This window comes from Streptomyces sp. NPDC091280 (genome assembly GCF_044768565.1).
Lineage (GTDB): Bacteria > Actinomycetota > Actinomycetes > Streptomycetales > Streptomycetaceae > Streptomyces.
Genome location: NZ_JBIVUZ010000001.1, coordinates 858,290 through 880,521, shown reverse-complemented (window position 1 = coordinate 880,521; position 22,232 = coordinate 858,290). Strand labels below are relative to the sequence as shown.

Sequence of the window (22,232 nt, the reverse complement as noted above, 5' to 3'; positions counted from 1 at the left end):
CCTAGGGGTCCCTCCGTACTGCGGCCCGGGGCGGGTTCGTACTGTCGGAGGAGGAGATGCGCCGGGAGCGTCCTTAACCTGGCTTTATGCCGCTGGGGGGCGGCGCACCGAACCCGACGGGGTGGGGTTTTCCCCAGGAAAAGACTGCGCTGAGCACCAGCGCGCCGGACCCTCTCCCGCCGCCAGACTCATCCACACGAGAACGACCCGCGTTCCACCACCGACCGACTTAGGAGACATACCGTGACATCGGCTGTGACCATTCCCAGGCACGGGGGCACTGGAGGGCGTACGGCCGTTGCCGCGCGGGCGCGGCAGGTCGTCAAGGCCTACGGGGCCGGGGAGACCCGCGTCGTCGCCCTCGACCATGTCGACGTGGACATCGCCCGCGGCCAGTTCACCGCGATCATGGGCCCCTCGGGGTCCGGCAAGTCCACCCTCATGCACTGCCTCGCCGGGCTCGACACCGTGACCTCCGGGCAGATCTACCTCGACGAGACCGAGATCACCGGCCTCAAGGACAAGAAGCTCACGCAGCTGCGCCGGGACCGGATCGGCTTCATCTTCCAGGCGTTCAACCTGCTGCCGACGCTGAACGCGCTGGAGAACATCACCCTCCCCATGGACATAGCTGGCCGCAAGCCCGACAAGGGCTGGCTCGCGCAGGTCGTGGAGACGGTCGGGCTCTCCAGCCGGCTCAAGCACCGGCCCAACCAGCTCTCCGGCGGTCAGCAGCAACGCGTCGCCGTGGCACGGGCGTTGGCGGCCCGGCCCGAGATCATCTTCGGTGACGAGCCGACCGGAAACCTCGACTCCCGTGCGGGAGCGGAGGTGTTGGGCTTCCTGCGCCGCTCCGTGGACGACCTCGGGCAGACCATCGTGATGGTCACGCACGACCCGGTCGCCGCCTCGTACGCGGACCGTGTGCTCTATCTCGCGGACGGCCGGATCGTCGACGAGATGTTCAAGCCGACCGCCGACGCCGTCCTCGACCGCATGAAGGACTTCGACGCGCGGGGGCGTACGTCATGACCGTCCTCAAGACCTCGATGCGCAACTTCTTCGCCCACAAAGGGCGGATGGCGCTCTCGGCGACAGCCGTGCTGCTGTCGGTGGCGTTCGTGTGCGGCACGCTGGTGTTCACCGACACGATGAACACCACCTTCGACAAGCTCTTCGCGGCCACCGCCTCCGACGTCACGGTGCTGCCGAAGGCCGCCAAGGCGGACGGCGGCACCCCGCAGAACGGACTGCCCGAGTCGCTGCCGGCCTCCGCGGTCGCCCAGGTCGCGAAGGCCCAGGGCGTCAAGTCGGTCGAAGGTGGCGTCAGTTCGATGAACGTCACCGTCGTGAACAGTGCCGACAAGAACATGGGGTCCTCGACCGGCGCGCCCACCATCGCGGGCAACTGGACGAAGAACGACCTGCGTTCGATGGAGATCACCTCCGGACACGCCCCTCGCGGCCCGACCGAGACCATGGTCGACGCCGACACCGCCGACAAGCACCACCTGAAGCTGGGCGACTCGCTGCGCACCATCTCGCAGACCGGTGACTTCACCGCGCGGATCGTCGGCATCGCCACCTTCAAGGTCACCAACCCCGGTGCGGCCGTCGTCTACTTCGACACCGCCACCGCACAGCGCGAACTCCTGGGTGCCACCGGCCGGTTCACCCAGATCGGGGTCACCGCCGCGAGCGGGGTGACGGACGATCAGCTCAAGCGGAACGTGGCGCAGACCCTCGCCGCGACGGGGACGTACAAGATCCAGACGGCCAAGGAGAACGCCGACGAGAACCGTCAGGGCGTCGGCCAGTTCATGAACGTCATCAAGTACGCCATGCTCGGCTTCGCCGGGATCGCGTTCCTGGTGGGCATCTTCCTGATCATCAACACCTTCTCGATGCTGGTCGCCCAACGGACCCGCGAGATCGGCCTGATGAGGGCGATCGGCTCCTCCCGCAAGCAGGTCAACCGCTCGGTGCTGGTCGAGGCGACCCTCCTCGGGATCATCGGCTCCGTCCTCGGCGTCGGCGCCGGTGTCGGCATCGCCGTGGGCCTGATGAAGCTGATGGGCGCGGCGGGCATGGACCTGTCGACCCGGGACCTGACGGTCAAGTGGACCACTCCCGTGCTCGGCCTGCTCCTCGGCGTGATCGTCACCGTCCTCGCCGCCTACCTCCCGGCCCGCCGGGCCGGCAAGGTCTCCCCGATGGCCGCGCTGCGCGACGCCGGTACCCCGGCCGACGGCAAGGCCGGATGGGTACGGGCACTGATCGGCCTGGTGCTGACCGGCGCGGGTGCCGCCGCCCTGTTCGCGGCGGCCACCGCCAAGAAGGCCACGGACGGTTCGCTGGTCCTCGGCGCGGGTGTCGTGCTGTCGCTGATCGGCTTCGTGATCATCGGCCCGCTGCTGGCCAACGGGGTCGTCCGGGTCATCAGCGTCGTCCTCCTGCGGGCCTTCGGCCCGGTGGGGCGCCTGGCCGAACGCAACGCGCTCCGCAACCCCAGGCGTACGGGTGCCACGGGTGCGGCCCTGATGATCGGCCTCGCCCTCGTCGCCTGCCTCTCCGTGGTCGGCTCCTCGATGGTCGCCTCGGCCACCAGCGAGCTGGACAAGTCCGTGGGCGCCGACTTCATCGTCCAGGGCAACCAGCGGATCGTCCCGCAGGCCGAGAAGGCGATGGAACAGTCGCCCGACCTCGTCCACGTCACCCGCTACAAGGTGCTCGACGCCACCCTCACCTCGCCCGACGGCCAGAAGGACACCGACGGCCTCACCGCCGCCGACCCGTCCTACGCCCAGGACCTGCGCCGCGCCACCACGGCCGGCGACCTGTCCGCCGCCTACGGCACCGACGCCATGTCGGTCGGCTCCAAGTACGCCAAGAAGCACGGCGTCCACGTCGGCGACACCATCTCCGTCGCCTTCAAGGGCGGCTCCACGGCCAGGCTCAAGGTCGCCGCCATCACGGACGACGACGTCGCCATCGACCAGGGCGCCCGCTACACCAGCATCGCCACGATGCGGAAGTACGTCCCCGCGAGCAAGATCCCGCCGAACGAGATCATGTTCGCCAAGGCCAAGGACGGCCAGGAGAAGCAGGCGTACGCGGCCCTGAAGAAGGCCATGGCCCCCTACCCGCAGTACCAGGTGCGCGACCAGACCGACTACAAGCAGGAACTGAAGGACCAGATCGGCCAGCTCCTGAACATGGTCTACGGCCTGCTGGCCCTGGCGATCATCGTGGCGGTCCTGGGCGTCGTGAACACCCTCGCCCTGTCGGTCGTCGAACGGACCCGCGAGATCGGTCTGATGCGAGCGATCGGCATGTCCCGCAGGCAGCTCCGCCGGATGATCCGCATGGAGTCGGTCGTGATCGCCCTCTTCGGAGCGCTGCTCGGCCTCGGCCTGGGGATGGGCTGGGGCGCGACCGCCCAGCAGCTCCTCGCCCTGGAGGGCCTGAAGGTCCTGGAGATCCCCTGGGGCACGATCGTCGCCGTCTTCGTCGGCTCGGCCTTCGTGGGCCTCTTCGCCGCCCTCGTCCCGGCGTTCCGGGCGGGCCGGATGAACGTCCTCAACGCCATCGCCACCGAATAGCCACCGCCCACGGGGAGGCCCGGCGCCGAGAAGTCACGGGGGACTTCTCGGCGCCGGGCTGTCGTGCCGTGCGTCGACGGCGGCCTGTGCCGTCCTTCGACGGCGACTTTCCGGTCGGGGGGCGAAGGGGGCCCGGTACACCGGCACCAACCCCGGTCGCGTCACCGTCGTCGTACGCTGGAAGCCCCCGGCCCACCACAACCCGCGTCGGGCCCTTCGTGTTGCCCACCCCCCGGACGGAAGCGCCCCTCCATGAGTCTGCACGGTCTGCTCGACGCCGTAGTCAAGGACCCCGCCCTCGCGGAAGCGACCCGCGCGGCGGCCGACGGCAACCGCATGCACGTCGACCTGGTCGGCCCCCCGGCGACCCGCCCCTTCGCCGTCGCCGCGCTCGCCCGCGAGGCCGGCCGCACCGTCCTCGCGGTGACCGCGACGGGCCGCGAGGCGGAGGACCTGGCGGCGGCCCTGCGCTCGCTGCTGCCCCCGGACGGCGTCGTGGAGTACCCCTCCTGGGAGACGCTCCCGCACGAGCGGCTGAGCCCGCGCAGCGACACCGTGGGCCGTCGCCTCGCCGTGCTGCGCCGCCTGGCCCACCCCCGGGACGACGACCCGGAGACGGGCCCGGTCTCCGTCGTCGTGGCCCCGGTGCGGTCCGTGCTGCAACCGCAGGTCAAGGGGCTCGGCGACCTGGAGCCGGTCGCCCTGCGGTCCGGCGGGTCGGCCGACCTGAACGCGGTCGTCGACGCGCTCGGGGCCGCCGCGTACGCGCGCGTGGAGCTCGTCGAGCGACGCGGCGAGTTCGCCGTACGAGGCGGCATCCTGGACGTGTTCCCGCCCACCGAGGAACACCCCCTGCGCATCGAGTTCTGGGGCGACGAGGTCGAGGAGATCCGCTACTTCAAAGTGGCCGACCAGCGCTCCCTGGAGGTCGCCGAACACGGCCTGTGGGCACCCCCCTGCCGTGAACTCCTGTTGACGGAAAGCGTCCGCACGCGCGCGCGTGCCCTCGCCGAACAGCACCCCGAACTGGGCGAGCTGCTCGGCAAGATCGCCGAGGGCATCGCCGTGGAGGGCATGGAATCGCTCGCCCCGGTGCTCGTCGACGACATGGAACTGCTGCTGGACGTGCTCCCCAAGGGCGCGATGGCCGTCGTCTGCGATCCGGAGCGGGTCCGCACGCGTGCCGCCGACCTCGTGGCCACCTCGCAGGAGTTCCTCCAGGCCTCCTGGGCGGCCACGGCGGGCGGCGGCGAGGCGCCCATCGACGTGGACGCGGCCTCCCTGTGGTCCATCGCGGACGTACGGGACCGGGCGCGCGAGCTGGACATGATGTGGTGGTCGGTGTCGCCGTTCGCCGCGGACGAGACGTTCACGTCCGCCGCCGACGCGGCGGGCGACACGGACACCCTGAAGCTCGGGATGCACGCCCCGGAGACCTACCGCGGCGACACCGCCAAGGCCCTCGCCGACACCAAGGGCTGGCTCGCGGACGGCTGGCGCACGGTCTTCGTGACCGAGGCCCACGGGCCCGCCGCCCGCACCGTCGAGGTCCTGGGCGGCGAGGGCGTGGCGGCCCGCCTGGAGCCGGACCTCGGGGAGATCGCCCCCTCCGTGGTGCACGTCGCGACCGGATCGATCGACTACGGGTTCGTCGACACCGCGCTCAAGCTCGCCGTCCTCACCGAGACCGACCTCTCCGGGCAGAAAGCCGCCGGCAAGGACGGCGCCCGCATGCCGGCCCGCCGCCGCAAGAGCATCGACCCGCTCACCCTGGAGACGGGCGACTACATCGTCCACGAGCAGCACGGTGTGGGCCGCTACATCGAGATGGTGCAGCGCACCGTGCAGGGCGCCACCCGCGAGTACCTGGTCGTCGAGTACGCCCCCGCCAAGCGCGGCCAGCCCGGCGACCGGCTGTACATCCCCACCGACCAGCTGGAGCAGATCACCAAGTACGTCGGCGGCGAGGCCCCCACCCTGCACCGCCTGGGCGGCGCCGACTGGACGAAGACCAAGGCGCGCGCCAAGAAGGCCGTCAAGGAGATCGCGGCCGACCTCATCAAGCTGTACTCGGCCCGGATGGCGGCCCCGGGGCACGCGTTCGGCGCGGACACCCCCTGGCAGCGCGAGCTGGAGGACGCCTTCCCGTACGCGGAGACCCCCGACCAGCTGACCACCATCGCCGAGGTCAAGGACGACATGGAGAAGTCGGTCCCGATGGACCGGCTGGTGTGCGGCGACGTCGGCTACGGCAAGACGGAGATCGCGGTCAGGGCCGCCTTCAAGGCCGTGCAGGACGGCAAGCAGGTCGCCGTCCTCGTCCCGACCACCCTCCTGGTGCAGCAGCACTTCGGGACGTTCACCGAGCGGTACTCGCAGTTCCCGGTCAACGTGCGGGCGCTGAGCCGCTTCCAGACCGACACGGAGGCGAAGGCGACCCTGGAGGGCCTGCGCGAGGGCTCCGTGGACCTCGTCATCGGCACCCACCGCCTGTTCTCCTCGGAGACCAAGTTCAAGGACCTCGGCCTGGTCATCGTCGACGAGGAGCAGCGCTTCGGCGTCGAGCACAAGGAGCAGCTGAAGAAGCTGCGCGCCAACGTCGACGTCCTGACGATGTCCGCCACCCCGATCCCCAGAACCCTGGAGATGGCGGTCACCGGCATCCGCGAGATGTCGACGATCACGACGCCCCCGGAGGAGCGTCACCCGGTGTTGACGTTCGTGGGCCCCTACGAGGAGAAGCAGATCGGTGCCGCGATCCGCCGTGAACTCCTGCGCGAGGGCCAGGTCTTCTACATCCACAACCGGGTGGAATCGATCGACCGCGCGGCGGCACGACTGCGCGAGATCGTCCCGGAGGCGCGCATCGCCACCGCCCACGGCCAGATGTCGGAACAGGCCCTGGAGCAGGTCGTCGTCGACTTCTGGGAGAAGAAGTTCGACGTCCTGGTGTCGACGACGATCGTCGAGTCCGGCATCGACATCTCCAACGCGAACACGCTGATCGTCGAACGAGGCGACAACTTCGGTCTCTCGCAGCTCCACCAGCTGCGCGGCCGGGTCGGCCGGGGCCGCGAGCGCGGCTACGCCTACTTCCTGTACCCCCCGGAGAAGCCCCTCACGGAGACGGCCCACGAACGCCTCGCCACCATCGCCCAGCACACGGAGATGGGCGCGGGCATGTACGTGGCGATGAAGGACCTGGAGATCCGCGGAGCGGGCAACCTCCTGGGCGGCGAGCAGTCCGGCCACATCGCGGGCGTCGGCTTCGACCTGTACGTCCGCATGGTCGGCGAGGCGGTCGCCGACTACCGCGCGTCCCTGGAGGGCGGGGTCGAGGAGGAACCGCCCCTGGAGGTCAAGATCGAGCTCCCGGTCGACGCGCACGTCCCGCACGACTACGCCCCCGGCGAGCGGCTGCGCCTGGCCGCCTACCGGTCGATCGCCTCCGCCAACACGGAGGAGGACATCAAGGCCGTACGCGAGGAACTCGTGGACCGCTACGGCAAGTTGCCCGAGCCGGTGGAGAACCTGCTCCTGGTGGCCGGACTGCGCATGCTCGCGCGCGCGTGCGGCGTCGGCGAGGTCGTCCTCCAGGGCACCAACATCCGCTTCGCCCCGGTGGAGTTGCGCGAGTCCCAGGAACTGCGCCTCAAGCGCCTCTACCCCGGCACCGTCATCAAGCCGGCCGCGCACCAGGTGCTCGTACCGCGCCCCAAGACGTCCAGGGTGGGCGGAAAGCCGCTGGTGGGGCGGGAGTTGCTGGGCTGGGTCGGTGAGTTCCTGGCCACGATCCTGGGGTCGTAGCCCGTGTGGGCGATGCCTTGACACGGGTGTCGCCCACTCCCCATCGTTGACGCATCGGCGCCTGTCAGGTGCCCCGTTCATTCCCAGGGGGAGGAATGAACAGTGTCGTCCTCGGCGGTCTCGCCGTCACGTTCACCGACCGGCACGGCGCCCGCGTCACACGCGTCCCGCTGCGCACCGAACCACGACCGACACGGCGTTCCCACGGTCCCGGCGGCCTCGCGCCGCCGTTCGTCGCGGGGCGGGAGGAGCAGCGCGGGCTCGTGCGCGCGGCGGTCCGTGAGCGCGCGGCGGTGGAGTTCACCGGCCCCTGCGGAGCGGGGAAGACCACCCTCCTCAGGGACGCGGCCGTGGGCGGAGCGTACGTCCGGGTGGCGGACACCGAACCGGAGGACCTGCTCCAGGACTTGATGCGCCACTTCTACGTCTACCCCCTCCCGGACGGCAGGCGCCTCACCACCCGGCAGTGCGGCCAGGCGCTGGGACATGTCGCAGGAGTCGTCGTACTCGACGACGTGTCCTACCGCCCGGATCAACTCGCCGACCTGAGAAGGGTGTTGCCGGGCTGCGCGCTGGTGATCGGCGCCGCCGCCCCGGTGCTGGGCGCGCTGGGGACCTCGTACGCGCTGCCGGGCCTGTCGGAACAGGCGGCGGTCGACCTGCTCTCCCGGGAGCTGGGCCGCTCGGTCACGGCCGCCGAACTGCCCGCCGTACGACGGCTGGTGGCCGCCGTGGACGGACAGCCGCTGCATCTCCGGCAGGCCGGCGCGCTGGTGCGGTCCGACGGGCGTTCCTTCGCCGACCTCGCCCGGCGCGCGGAGTCCGACCCGGACACCCTCGACGAGCTGAGCATCTCGGCCGCGGGCCTCCAGGCCAAGCGGGTGCTGGCGGTGCTCACCCTGTTCGGCGGCGCGCTGCTGCCCGCCGGGCTGCTCGCGCAGATGGCCGACATCGCGTTTGTCGGCGAGACCTTCGAGTCGCTGTTCGCGAGCGGCCTGGCCGAGCGGCGCGAGGACCGCTTCGGGCTGCCGGTCTGCAAGTGCGAGTCGTACCGGCAGATCCTGTACCGCCACATCGGACTGGCCACCGTCCTGCGCTCGCTGGTCACCTGGCTCGCCTCCGGCGACCCGACCGGCGAGGACGCGCGCGGAGCCGTGGAGGCGGCGCTGAGCCTCCTCGGGATCGCGGCCGAGCGGCGCGAGTGGGAGGTCGTCTCCCAGCTGGTGACCGCCGTCGAACGCGTCCTGTTCGTCCAGAGCCACTGGCAGGCCTGGCAGCACGCCCTCGCACAGGGGATCACCGCCGCGCGGGGGCTCGGCGACCGGGCGGCCGAGGCGTACTTCAGCCACCAGCAGGGCGTCCAGCACCTCCTCCACGGCCGTACGGACGAGGCCCGCCGACTGCTGCGACGGGCCCTGGACCTGCGGACCCGGCTGGGGGACACGGCGGGCGCGGAGGTCACCGCGGCGAATCTGGCACTGCTCGAACCGGTGCCGCCGCCCCCGTCGCCGTCACCGTCTCCACCACCGCCGTCACCGCCGCCACCGTCACCACCTCCGCCGGGGAACCCGCGTTCCTGGCGGCGGGTGCTGACGGCCGTGGCGGCGGTGGTGGCGGTACTGGTCGTCGGTACGGCGATCGGGCAGGCCCTGGGGGGATTCGGGGGCGGGGGAGGCGGCCACAGCTCGTCGCCACCGGTGGGTCCGGGTTCGGCAGGGGGAGTGGGAGGGGGAGGGGCCATCGGCGGCTCGGCGGCCGGTCAGACGACGGTCGGCCAGACGACGGTCGGTCAGACCACCACGGGTCAGACAACGGCGGGCGGCGACGGCGGGACGACGCCCATCACACTCTCCGGGCCCGAAATCACCCCCAGCGCACAGGAGTTCGGGCTGACGCACATCTTCCCGTCCGTCGAGGCGCCCGTGGTGGACTTCACCGTCACCAACCCCAACGACAAGGCCATCGACCTCGGTTCCGCGACCGTCCCGGGCGACAGCGGCTTCTCGTACGCGGACGGCACCTGCGCGGACCGGTTGGAGGCCAGGGCGACCTGCACGGTGTCGGTCGAGTTCTCGCCGGGTCGCGTCGGGCCCGCGAGCGATCAACTCACGATCATGTCCGGAGGGAAGTCGTACAGGGCCGCCCTGACCGGTACGGGCTTCGTGTCCCTCACGGTCACGAGCACCGGGGCGGCCGACCGCGCCGTCACGATCACCGACAACCGGGCCGGGCAGGTCTGCGAGCTGAAGGCCGACCTCGACATCAGCATCCCCACCCAGAGCAAGCCGTGCGTGGTCCGGATCGTGGACAGCGGCCAGCGACTGACCGCGGCCGTCTCGGACCCGGACTACCTCATCCAGGGCTGGTCGGGCGCCTGCACGAGCGCCAACGCCGTCTGCGCCCCGGCCGTCGACCGGGACACGGAGGCGACGGTCACGTTCGTCCCGTCGCCGCTGCACTGAACTGGTCCGTCAAGGGTGTGGAGGTAGTGCGAGGCGGGCGCGCCCACGCCCGTCAAGTCGAGCCGATTGCGTCCGAGTTGCACGTCATGCGCCCCCGGGCCCCATATGTTCACGACATCGGCGCCGCTAACGTGGGCACCAGGTCAATATCCGCCCCCGCCGGGGCGGGGGCCGGGTGAACCAGGGGAGGGGCGCACCGTGATGCGTCTGAGGGGTGGGGCGGCTGTCGCCGTCCTGATCATGTTGTCCGTCGCCGGATGCAAGGACACCACCGGGGCCTCCGGGCCCGAGGCGACAGCCGGCGGGGACTCCGCGGGGAACTCCGGCGGAGGCACCGGCGGAGGTGCCGCCCTGACCGCCGCCGAGTCCCTGCCCGTCAAGGGCCGTGCGCCGAAGACCGGTTACTCCCGCGAGCGGTTCGGCAGCGCCTGGGCCGACACGGACTCCAACGGCTGTGACACCAGGGACGACATCCTCAAACGGGACCTGAAGCAGGTGAAGTTCACCGGCGGCGACTGCAAGGTGTCGTACGGCGTGCTCGAATCCGACCCGTACTCCGGCAAGGAGGTGATCTACCGTCGCGGGGCCAGTCTCGTCGACATCGACCACCTCGTCGCGCTGTCCGACGCCTGGCAGAAGGGCGCCAAGTACTGGGACGCCAGCAAGCGCATAGCGCTCGCCAACGATCCCCTCAACCTCCTCACGGTCGGCGCGAGCGCCAACCGCAGCAAGGGCGACGGCGACACGGCGACCTGGGTGCCGCCGGACAAGACGTACCGCTGCACGTATGTCGCCGCGCAGGTCGCCGTGAAGAAGAAGTACGAGCTGTGGGTCACGGCCGCCGAGAAGGCCGCGATGAAGAAGGTCCTCTCGGCCTGTCCGGGCCAGCGGCTCCCGTCCGGCGGGAACCCGACGAACGCGCCGTCGAGGTTCCACGCGAAGTGAGACGAGTGCCCGTCGGGGCACGCCCTTTCCCGTGAAGTACACATACGGGAGATGACGATCTGTTCTGCTCAAGTCGTTGTACTGGCAAAGGAGTTCACAAGGAGCAAAGGGGCATGAGGGGTGACTCGGGGCGCGTTCACCGGGTAATGGTCAAGATCGGTCGATGATCCCTTCAGGGGTCTGTCGGGTCTTTGTTTGAGATGGGCAAGATCTGTGCGTTTCTGTAGCTGCCTGTCAGGACCCGGTCAATCGATGCGGTGATGACTCGCGGCGGCTGCTTCGTGCCCGTCGACCGTTGGAGTCCCCCTCGTGCGTATCCGGCTCGCTCGCCGTGTTCGCCCCTCCCGTCGCACACGGCGCGCCCGCCGCGGTGTCGCCCTGCTCCTGCTGACCGCGCTGGCCCTCATGTGGACGACGCAGCAGGCGATGGCCGAAGGGGTCGAACTGCACGCCGTGGACGTCTCGTTGCCGAGCCTGTCCTCGCTCACCGCCTGGCTGAAGGACCCGCACTGGGGCCGGCTGCCGTCGGAGAAGTCGGGCACGGCGGCCGGCAAGTCGCACCGGGTCTCCGCCGCGGCCACCGAGGCGCACCGGGGCGCGGGCCGTGAGCCGGGGAAGGGCAAGGGCGAACTCGGCGCGTACCACGCCCACTCGGCGTCGGTGAAGCGCGGGAAGAGCGCCGCGGGCAAGGCCGGCTTCGACGCGAGGACGAGCAAGCGGGACGCGGGCAAGTCCTCCCGGACCGACACCGTCTTCGACAACGCCGACGGTTCGGTCACCAGACAGATTTCGCCGACGCCCGTCAACTACCAGGTGGGCAAGGGCAAATGGGCGCCCATCGACGTGGACGTGCGGGCCGGACCGGACGGGCGGTGGCACGAGAGGGCCAACTCCGTCGACGTCGACTTCGCGGCCGAGGCCGACGACTCCACGCTCGTCTCCCTCGCCCCCGACGCACAGCACACCGTCTCCTACGGGCTGAAGAACGCCCAGGCCGTCAAGGGCGCCGTCGACGGCGGCTCGCGCGTCACCTACCCGGGTGTCCTCACCGACACCGATCTCCAGGTCGCCCCCACCGCCACCGGTGTGAAGGAAGCGGTCGTCCTGCACTCCGCGGACGCCGGCGACTCCTGGACCTTCCCGCTCCGCCTCAAGGGCCTCAACCCCGTCCAGAACAAGGACGGTTCGATCGTCCTGCGCGACGCCGCCGGGAAGACCGTGGAGCGCGTCCCTTCGTCGTACGCCTACGACTCGAAGGTCGACCCGCGCTCCGGTGACCCGACCACCACCCACGACGTCACCACGACCCTCGTGCGGGACGGCGGCGGCTACGCGCTGAAGATCACCCTCGACGAGACCTGGCTGAAGGACACGCACCGCGTCTTCCCCGTCACCGTCGACCCGACCGTCGACGACGGCTGGACCACCACCTACGCCGAGTCGGGCTCGGACGCGACGGGCGACCACTCCTACGAGCAGACGATCAAGGTCGGTTCGTACGACTCGGGCACGCACTCCGCGGCGAGCTACATCAACCACTGGGACACCGCCTGGGACGCGAGCGGCACGACCGTCACCTCGGCGACGCTGCACCTGTTCGACACCTGGGCCGCGACCTGCACCGCCGAGAAGTTCGACGTCGCCCTGGTCACCCAGGCGTGGACACCCGAGGGCGTCACCGCCTACCCCGGGCCGACCTACGGCTCCTCCATCGGCAACCTGACCCCGAGCGTCCCGAACGCCTGCGCCAACACCGGCGCCGACCGGACCGTCGGCGACTGGCTGAGCGTGCCGCTGACGACGTCCGCGATCCAGGGCTGGTTCAGCGGGACGACGGCCGACAACGGCCTCGCGGTCTACGCGGCCACGAACGACAACGTGCACTGGAAGCAGTTCGGCTCCTTCAACGACGCCGGGAAGGGCCCGTACATCTCGGTCACCTACACCGGGAACACCGCCCCGCAGCTCTACGAGCAGTTCCCCGCCGACAACGCGGTCGTGGGCACCACCACCCCCGAGTTCACCGCCTGGGCGGGCGGCGCCAACTCCACCAGCGGCAGCGCGAACAAGTACCAGTTCAAGGTCTACGACGCCAACAACACCCTGGTCTCCGACTCGGGCCTGGTCTCCACCGGCGACTGGACCGTACCGGCCGGGAAACTCGCCTGGGGCAAGAACTACACCTGGGAAGTGCAGGCGTACGACGCGACGACCGGGCTCTACTCGCCCGCCGATCCCTACGAGTTGTCCGTCCAGGTACCCCAACCGGCCATCACCTCCGGGCTGTCCCAGAACAGCAGCGACCACGGCTTCGACGCGTCCATCGGCAACTACACCACCTCCGACACGGACGCCTCGATCTCCACCGTGGGACCGTCCCTCGACGTCGAGCGCGACTACAACTCCCGTGACCCCCGCTGGACCGGGGCCTTCGGCTCCGGCTGGTCGTCGATCTTCGACTCGCGGGCCACCGAGCAGTACAGCGCGGCCGGCGCGGTCACCAGTGTCAACGTCACCTATCCGGACGGCTCGCAGGTCGGCTACGGCAAGAACAGCGACGGCACCTTCGCGCCCGGCACCGGTCGCTGGGCCACGTTCGCCACGGTCAGCGCAGGCGGTTACAGCCTGACCGACAAGGACGACACGGTCTACGCCTTCACCACCCTGCTGACCACGGGCAACTACGGGCTCACCTCGGTCACGGACGCCAACGGCCGTTCCATCACGCTGACCTGGACCGGCACCCACGTCACGCAGATGAAGTCCGACGTGTCCGGCCGCGCCCTGAACCTCACCTGGTCCGCACCGAGCGCTCCCCTCTCCCCGCACGTCGTGACCGTCACCACCGACCCGGTCACCACCGGCACCGCGTCGACCGCGCTGACCTGGAACTACGGTTACACGGGCGACCAGTTGACGACCGTGTGCGCGCCCCTGTCGGCGACGAAGTGCACGACGTACGGCTACACCAGCGGCTCGCAGTACCAGAACGCCTCCCTCGACCTCGACCCGAGCGCGGCCTGGCCGCTCACCGAGAGCTCCGGCACCACCGCCAAGGACGCCGTCCTCGCCAACGAGGGCACCAAGAACGCGACTTACGAGAACGTGACGCTGGGCGCGGCCGGGCCGCTCACCGGTTCCTCGTCCACCGCGGCCTCCTTCAACGGCAGCACCTCGGACGTCGCGCTGCCGAAGAACACCGGCAACGACACCGACTCGGGCGCGCTGTCCCTGTGGTTCAAGACCTCGGCCGGACCGGGCGTGCTCTACTCGTACGCCTCCCAGCCGATCGGTTCGGCGAAGGCCGCGGGCTTCTACACGCCGTCCGTCTACGTCGGCACCGACGGCAAGCTGAACGCCGAGTTCTGGTACAGCGGCGGCATCAACCCGATCGTGTCCTCGGCGTCCGTGGCCGACGGCAAGTGGCACCACGTGGTGCTGAGCGCGGCCGGCAACTCGCAGACGCTGTTCCTCGACAACACGAAGGTCGGCTCGCGCACCGGCACCGTCTCCATCAAGAGCGCGGTCGCCTTCGGCAAGAACCAGGTCTTCAACTACCTCGGCACCGGCTTCCTGGGCGGGAGTTGGCCCGACGAGGACCACGCCAGCAGCAGCGACGCCACCGGCTACGCGACCTACTTCAACGGTTCGATCGCCGACGCGGCCTGGTACGGACGGCCGTTGGTGGCCGCCGACGTCAACGCCCTCTACCAGTACGGCACTCACTCGGCGTCCCTGCTCACCTCCGTGAAGCGTCCCTCGGGCAAGGCCTTCGCGACGATGACCTACGACCCGGCGACCACGGCCCTCACCCAGCTCACCGACGAGAACGGCGGCGTCTGGAAGCTCGCCGCGCCCACCGTCACCGGCTCCAGCCAGACCTACCGGGGCGCGGTCCTCGGCGGCGGACCGGCCGGCTACTACCGGCTCGGCGAGGCGGCCGGCGCGACCACGGCCCTCAACGAGGTGCACGGCGGCAACGGCACGTACAGCGGGGTGACGCTCGGCGCGAGCGGACCGTTCACCGACGCCAAGGCCACGACGTACGACGGCAGTTCGTCCTACACCGAGCTGCCGACGTCCGTGCAGTTCGGCACCAGTGACCGCACTCTTGAGCTCTGGTTCAAGACCGCCTCGCAGGGTGTCATCGTCGGCTCCCAGTCGGCGGTGATCTCCGGCGCGACCGCCGCGTCCGGCAGCTGGGCGCCCCTGCTGTACGTCGGCAGCGACAACAAGCTGCACGGCCACTACTACTCGGGCAGCGGCTCCGGTTCGACGGCGTTCGGCTCGACCGGCACGGTCACCGACAACGCCTGGCACCATGTGGCCCTCACCGCCTCCGGCGCCACCCAGACCCTGTACCTGGACGGCGTCCAGCAGTCCAGCTACTCCGGCACCCCCGCCGACCAGACCTACAACCACCTCTATCTGGGCGCCGGTTTCGCCAAGAGCTGGCTCGACTCCCCGGGAGACGTCAGCCACTTCACCGGTTCGATCGCCGACGCGGCCTTCTACCACACGGCGCTGAGCGCGGCGGACGTGGCGGCTCATGTCGAGGCGGCCAAGAACTCCAGCGGGCTGCTCCCGGTCGAGACGGTCAAGGTGACCTCGCCGACCACGTCCACGCTGACGTACACCTACGACGTCACCAACGGCAACCGGGCCCTGACCGAGACCGACGGCCTCGGCAACAAGACCAGTTTCGGCTACGACACGGCCGGCTTCGAGCACACGGTCATCGACCCCAACGGCGCGGTCACCACCACCGGCCACGACGTGCGCGGCAACATCGTCTCGTCCACGTCCTGCCAGGACCAGGTCGCCAACAAGTGCGACACCGAGTACTACACGTACTACCCGGACGACACGACCGCCCAGCTGACCACGGCCGACCCGCGCAACGACCAGCTGCTGACCGAGCGCGACGGCCGTTCCGCGTCCGCGACCGACACCACCTATCTGACGTCGTACACCTACGACTCGACGGGCAACCAGACCGCGGTCACCGGCCCGGCCGTCCCCGGCTTCCCGGCCGGCCGCGCCACGACCACCGTCTACAGCGACGGCACCAGCACCTACCCGGCCACCGGCGGCGGGGTGGTGCCCAAGGGCCTGCCGGTCAGGACGGTCAGCCCCGGCGGCGCGGTCAACTCCGTGGCGTACTTCAGCAACGGCGACGTCGCCTCCACCACCGACGCCATCGGCCTGGTCACGTCGTACACCTACGACGGCGTGGGCCAGGTCCTGAGCCAGAAGGTCGTCTCCGACACCTACCCGAACGGGCTCACGACCAGCTACACGTACGACCAGAACGGCCAGGTCACCACCGAGAGCGACCCCCAGATCACCGACCGCGTGCAGGGCGCGACCCACACCGCCGTCTCCAGCACGGTCTACGACGACGACGGCGACGTCCTCTCCCAGACCGTCGCCGACGGACAGGGCGGCGACACCTCGCGCACCGAGACGCAGACCTACGACGCCTACGACCGGCTGCTGACCGAGTCCGACGCCAACGTCGCGGCGGGCGCGTCGTACGGCAACACGACGACGTACGCGTACGACACCTCGGGCAACAAGAAGTCGGAGGTGACGAGCGCCGGCAACGAGACCGACTACACCTACGACGACAACGGCAACCTGCTCACGCAGTCCCTGATGTACACGGGCGACCCGGTCTCCCCGCAGACCGCCGCCTCGCTCGTCGAGTCCTCCCGCGCCTACGACCCGGCCGGGCGGCTGGCCTCGATCACCGACGCCATGGGCAACAAGACGTCGTACACCTACACCGACGACGGCCTCACCGCGACGGTGAAGAAGACCAGCTCCGACGCCTCCAGCAGCTACACCCTGGAGTCGGACACCTACGACGCGGCCGGCAACCTGCTGACGCAGACGACCGACAACGGCGAGAACGTCACCCAGTACACGGTCGACGCCTCCAGCCGCACGACGTCGACGACCGTCGACCCGACCGGTGTCGACCGGGTCACGTCCGTGTCGTACACCCCGGACGACCAGATCGCGTCGGAGAACGACCACGACGCGACCGGTTTCGACCGCACCACCACCCACACGTACGACGACATGGGCAATCTGCTCAGCGAGACCCTGTACGGCGACGCCTCCGGGCACCCGGCGGGCTGGTGGAAGCTCGACCAGACCAGCGGCCGATCCGTCACCGACGCCTCCGGCACGGGCAACACCGCGACCGCCGGTTCCGGAGTGACCTGGCTTTCGGGCGGCGGCGCCCAGTTCGACGGCACGACCACCGGCACCGGCAGCGTGATCGCGACGAACGGCCCGGTCCTCGACACGTCCGCGTCCTACACGGTGTCGGCGTGGGTGAACCTGACGGACACCTCGACCTACCGCACGTTCGTCGCGCAGGGCGGCACCAACAGGCCCTCCTTCTACCTCCAGTACTCGAAGGGGGACAACGCCTACCGCTTCCACGTGGCCGGCGAGGACGCGAGCAGCCCGGCCGCCTTCTACGACGCCAAGGCGACCACCGCGCCCACGCTGAACACCTGGACCCACCTGGTGGGCACCTTCGACGCGTCGACCGGCGCGATGAAGCTCTACGTCAACGGCACCCTCGCGGGCACGGCCACGGACACCACCCCGTGGACCGGCAGCGGCCCGCTCTCGATCGGCGGCACGAAACTGGCCGGCGGCGCGGTCTCGGACGTCGTGGCCGGCTCGGTCCAGAACGCCCAGACCTACCAGCGGGCCCTGTCGGCCACCGAGGTGAACTCCCTCTACGGCAAGGGCCGTTCGGGCGGCACGGTCGGCTCCTCCGACCAGCGGACCACCAAGTACACGTACGACCGACGCGGTCTGCCCACCTCCGAGACCGACCCCGAGCAGAACACCACCGACTACGCCTACGACGAGGCGGGCAACCTCGCCGTCACCACGGCCCCGGCCGTCCAGTCGGAGGCGGACGGCATCGCCGCGAACGCCGTGACGGTCCGCCCGGTCACCTACAGCGGCTTCAACACCTTCGGCGAGGCCGTCGCCGAGAAGGACCCGAACGGCCTGGTCACCACCACGGCCTACGACGCCGACGGCAACAAGGTCAGCGAGACCCTCCCGTCGTACACCCCGTCCGGGGCGTCGACCCCCGACGCGGGCACGACCGTCTGGACGTACGACAGCGAGGGCAACCAGACCGGCGAGACGACACCGGGCGGCCGGACCACCTCCTACCTCTACGACCAGCTCGGCGACCTCGCCCAGGTGACCGAGCCGGACGGCACCAAGACCCACGCCACCTACGACACGAACGGCGAGCAGCGCACCGCGACCGACGGCACGGGCGCCCAGGCCCAGGCGACCTACGACTACCTCGGCCGCCAGGTCACCGCCACCACCCTGGAGCGCTACCCCTCCACCCGCACCCTGACCTCGACCACCTCCTACGCCGTCACCACCGGTAACCCCTACGGGGCCCACGTCTCCTCGACGACGACCCCGGGCGGCGTGACGTCGACGTACACCTACAACCGGGCGGGCGACGTCACCAAGACGACGGACGGCGCGGGCAACTCCACGTCCTACGCCTACGACTTCGAGGACAACAACACCAGGACGACGCTGGCGGACGGCAGTTACACGACCACCGACTACGACGTCGACGACGACCCGACGGCCACCCGCAGCTACGACCCCAACGGCACGTACCTGTACGGCACTTCGCAGCAGTACGACGGCAACGGCAACCTGACCGCGGCCACCGACGCCAACCAGCACACCACCCGCTGGACGTACGACGCGGCGGGCACCATCACCCAGCAGGTGGAGCCGGTCGACGCGACGACCTCCATCACCACGTCCTTCGGCTACGACCAGGCGGGCAACCGCACCCGCTTCACGGACGGCCGCGGCAACTCCTGGCGCTACGGCTACACCCCCTGGGGCCAGCAGGAGACGGTCACCGAGCCGACGACGAGCCAGTACACCTCGGCCGCCGACTCCACGACGACCTTCGCCTACGACGCGGACGGCAACGTCACCTCGGCCACCGCGCCCGGCGGCGTCACGACGTCGATGACGTACGACGCCAACGACCAGCTCAAGACGATGACCGGCACGGGCGCGGAAGCGGCCACGGCGAAGCACAGCTTCTCCTACGACGCGGACGGCCGGGTCACCTCCGCGGACACCGACGAGGCCGGCACGGTGGGCGCCGCGGACCACCAGGCCTCCACGCACGACGCGTTCACCTACGACGACCGCGGCGACCTCCTGTCCACCTCGGGTGCGGCGGGCTCGTCGAGCTTCACGTACAACGACGACGGCTCGATGCTGAGCCGCGCGGACGCGGCGGGCACGCAGTCGTACGGCTACGACACGGCGGGCCGCCTCTCCTCCCTGGACGACGCGGCGAGCGGCACCCATCTCTCGTACACGTACGACCAGTTGAACAACCTGAAGACGGTCAAGTACGGCAGTACGGGCCAGACGAGGACGTTCGGCTACAACAGCGCGCACGAACTGTCGAGCGACGTCATGGTGCAGGGCGCGACCACGCTGTCGAGCTTCACCTACGGCTACGACGACAACGGCAACCTGACGTCGAAGACGACGGCGGGCGTGACCGGCGCGTCGTCCAACACGTACACCTACGACTGGTCGGACCGCCTGACGTCGTGGAACAACGGCTCGGCGACGACGGCGTACGCGTACGACGCCTCGGGCAACCGGGTGCGGGTCGGCGCGGACGTCTACACCTACGACGCGCGGGACCAGCTGACGTCGGACGGCACGAACTCGTACTCCTACTCGGCGCGCGGCACGATGACCCAGGAGTCATCGACGGCGAACGGCACGGCCGCGTTGAAGACGGACGCGTTCGGCGACCAGATCGTCGCCGGCCCGCAGTCGTACACGCTGGACGCGTTGGGCCGGAACATCACGGACACGAACACATCCGCGTCGTCGACCCGGACGTTCGCCTACTCGGGCGCGGACAACACGATCGCGACGGACGGCGACGACGCCTACACCTACGACCCGGGCGGCGGCCTGGTCGGCATCAAACAAACCGGCTCATCCGCCGGTGCCCTGGCCCTGACGGACCTGCACGACGACGTGGTGGGCACGTTCACGTCCGGCGCGACGGGTCTGAGCGGCTCGGCGACGTACGACCCCCTGGGCAAGGTGACGGCGACGCTGTCGCTGATCGGCCACCTGGGCTTCCAGTCGGGCTGGACGGAACCCGGCACGGGCGACGTCGGCACGGCCTCCCGCTGGTACAACCCGAACACGGGCGAGTTCCTGAACAAGGACAGCGTGTCCCTGGACCCGAGCCCCGACTCGGTGGCGGCGAACCCCTTCGCCTACGTCGACGACAACCCGATGGTGGGCACGGACCCGTCCGGCCACTGCTCCATGTGGAGCTTCTCGTGCGACCTCAAGAAGGCCAAGCACGTGGTCAAGAAGGTCAAGCACGCGGCGAAGGCCGTCTACCACGCGGCGAAGCACGTGGCCCGCAAGGTGGTCCACGCCGTGAAGCACGCGGCCCACAAGGTCGTCCACAAGGTCGCGGACGTCTACCGCGCGACGGTGCGGGTGACGCGGCGCGTCTACCACTACACGGTCAGACACGTGAAACGCGTGTACCACGCGGCAGTTCACGCGGTGCACACGGCGTACCACAAGGCGTCGAAGGTCGCCCACCGCGTGGTCCACGCCGTGAAGCACGCGGCCCACAAGGTCGCCCACGAGGTGAAGAAGGCGGCGAAGGCGGTCGCCCACGCGACGCGGACGGCCTACCACGCCACGGTCAAGGCGGTGAAGACCACCGCGAAGTTCGTCAAGAACCACGCGGCGGCGATCACGTCGATCGTCGTGTCGACAGCGGTCTTCGCGGGCTGCGAGGCGGCGACATGGGGCGTGGGCACGATCGGCTGCGCGGCCCTGGCGGGCGCGGCGGGTTCCCTGGTCGAACAGGGCTTCAAGTGCGCCCAGAACGGCGGCGGCGACTGCAGCGCGGGAGCGTTCGCGGGCTCGGCGATCGAGGGCGCGGCGACGGGCGCCCTGGGCGGCGCCCTGGGCGCCCTGGGCGGCAAGGTCCTGGCGAAGGCGGCACCGAAGGCGATGGAGGTCGTCGGCGGCCTGTTCGGCAAGGGCGCGACGGAGGCCGGGGAGGCCGGGGCAGCGGATGCCACGGACGAGGCGGCTTCTGCGGCGGAGTCTGAGGGGGCGGGGACGCGGTCTCAGTCCCACTCGGGCGAGGACGAGGGCGCGAGTTGCCCGATCCCGCACAGCTTCACCGGTTCGACGCGGGTGTTGATGGCCGACGGTTCGACGAAGGCGATCGACCAGGTGAAGGTGGGTGACACGATCGCCAACTCGGTACCTGGGGTTGCCGGTACGGAGGCGCACAAGGTCACGGCGGTGATCGTGACGCACACGGACCACGACTTCGTGGACCTGACGATCAAGGCTGCTACCAAGGCCGGCGCGAAGAAGGGCGTGGACAACGCCACCAAGTCCCTGGCCAAGAAGGTCGCCCGCAAGGCGGCGTTCGGCCTGGCGGCATCGGCGGCGGTACTGGGAGCGCTGGGCGCGAGCCACGGTCACGATTCCGGTCAGGAGCCGGTGGCCAAGACGGTGGCGGCGGTCTCTCCGGCGCCACTCGGCCAGAACAGCAAGACTGCCGGGACCAGGTCGGACGCGCGGGGCGCACACCTGACAACGACCTTCCACCACCCGTTTTACGATGAGACCCAGTCGGGGTTCGTCGACGCCAAGGAATTGAAGGTCGGCGACGTCCTCAGGACTACGACCGGGACCGCTGAGGTTATGAGTGTTCGGCTGTTTCATGCGAATACCACTACGTACGACCTGACCATCGGAAGTCTCCACACGTACTATGTGGAGGCTGGTACCACGCCGGTTTTGGTCCACAATGCAAACGCTGTTGCCAAGTGTGGTCAGGCCGCACCAGGATATGAATACAGAGGTGCGTCGCAGTACAAGGATCTAAAGGACATTGATTCGGTCACAGGGAAACTTAAGAAGACGAATGTCCCTGGTACCGAGATCAACCACATGCCGGCGAATCAGAGTTCGCCTCTCGGGTTGAGATACGGACCGTCAATTCAGATGGATGAGGTTGACCATGTTGCGACCTCAAGTTGGGGACGAGGCGACGGGCCGGAGAACTGGCGGGCTGCGCAGGCCAGCCTAATAGGTCAAGGACGTGCCGACGAGGCCATGCAGATGGACATCGACGACGTTGTTGATCGGTTCCCCGGTAAATACAACAATGCAATAGGACAGATGATCGACGACCTGCCGAATAATGCTAGATATCAAGCGCTCAGGAGAGTTCCCGGCATGCTTCACGTGCAGTTGACATTGTTCTAGTTCGATATCGCCGTGGAAGATTGATGCGTATGGTCCG

At 69.7% G+C, this 22,232-nt stretch carries 6 protein-coding genes; all 6 read left to right on the top strand.

From position 1 onward, the window contains the following. Positions 1–243 precede the first annotated feature (243 nt). The 6 genes from ACIQPR_RS04035 to ACIQPR_RS04010 all read left to right on the top strand — a co-directional run bounded on the left by ACIQPR_RS04035 (position 244) and on the right by ACIQPR_RS04010 (position 22,195). Positions 244–1,032, top strand: coding sequence for an ABC transporter ATP-binding protein (locus ACIQPR_RS04035; RefSeq protein WP_093628593.1), 789 nt, complete (start codon positions 244–246; stop codon positions 1,030–1,032). Continuing rightward, positions 1,029–3,602 (top strand): ABC transporter permease, encoded by a 2,574-nt coding sequence (locus ACIQPR_RS04030; RefSeq protein WP_403641502.1) that lies wholly within the window; start codon positions 1,029–1,031, stop codon positions 3,600–3,602. Before ACIQPR_RS04035 ends, ACIQPR_RS04030 begins: the two co-directional genes overlap by 4 nt. Before the next feature lie 252 nt (positions 3,603–3,854). Beyond that, positions 3,855–7,409 (top strand): transcription-repair coupling factor, encoded by a 3,555-nt coding sequence (mfd, locus tag ACIQPR_RS04025; protein ID WP_403641500.1) that lies wholly within the window; start codon positions 3,855–3,857, stop codon positions 7,407–7,409. A 95-nt stretch (positions 7,410–7,504) separates the two neighbouring features. Continuing rightward, positions 7,505–9,871 carry a hypothetical protein gene (locus ACIQPR_RS04020; protein WP_403641497.1) on the top strand — a complete coding sequence of 789 codons (2,367 nt, stop codon included), beginning with the start codon at positions 7,505–7,507 and terminating at the stop codon, positions 9,869–9,871. Between the two features lie 201 nt (positions 9,872–10,072). Next, complete coding sequence (locus tag ACIQPR_RS04015) at positions 10,073–10,816, top strand: HNH endonuclease family protein (protein WP_403641495.1); 744 nt, start codon at positions 10,073–10,075, stop codon at positions 10,814–10,816. A gap of 309 nt (positions 10,817–11,125) precedes the next feature. Beyond that, positions 11,126–22,195 (top strand): LamG-like jellyroll fold domain-containing protein, encoded by an 11,070-nt coding sequence (locus ACIQPR_RS04010; RefSeq protein WP_403641492.1) that lies wholly within the window; start codon positions 11,126–11,128, stop codon positions 22,193–22,195. Positions 22,196–22,232 lie beyond the last annotated feature (37 nt).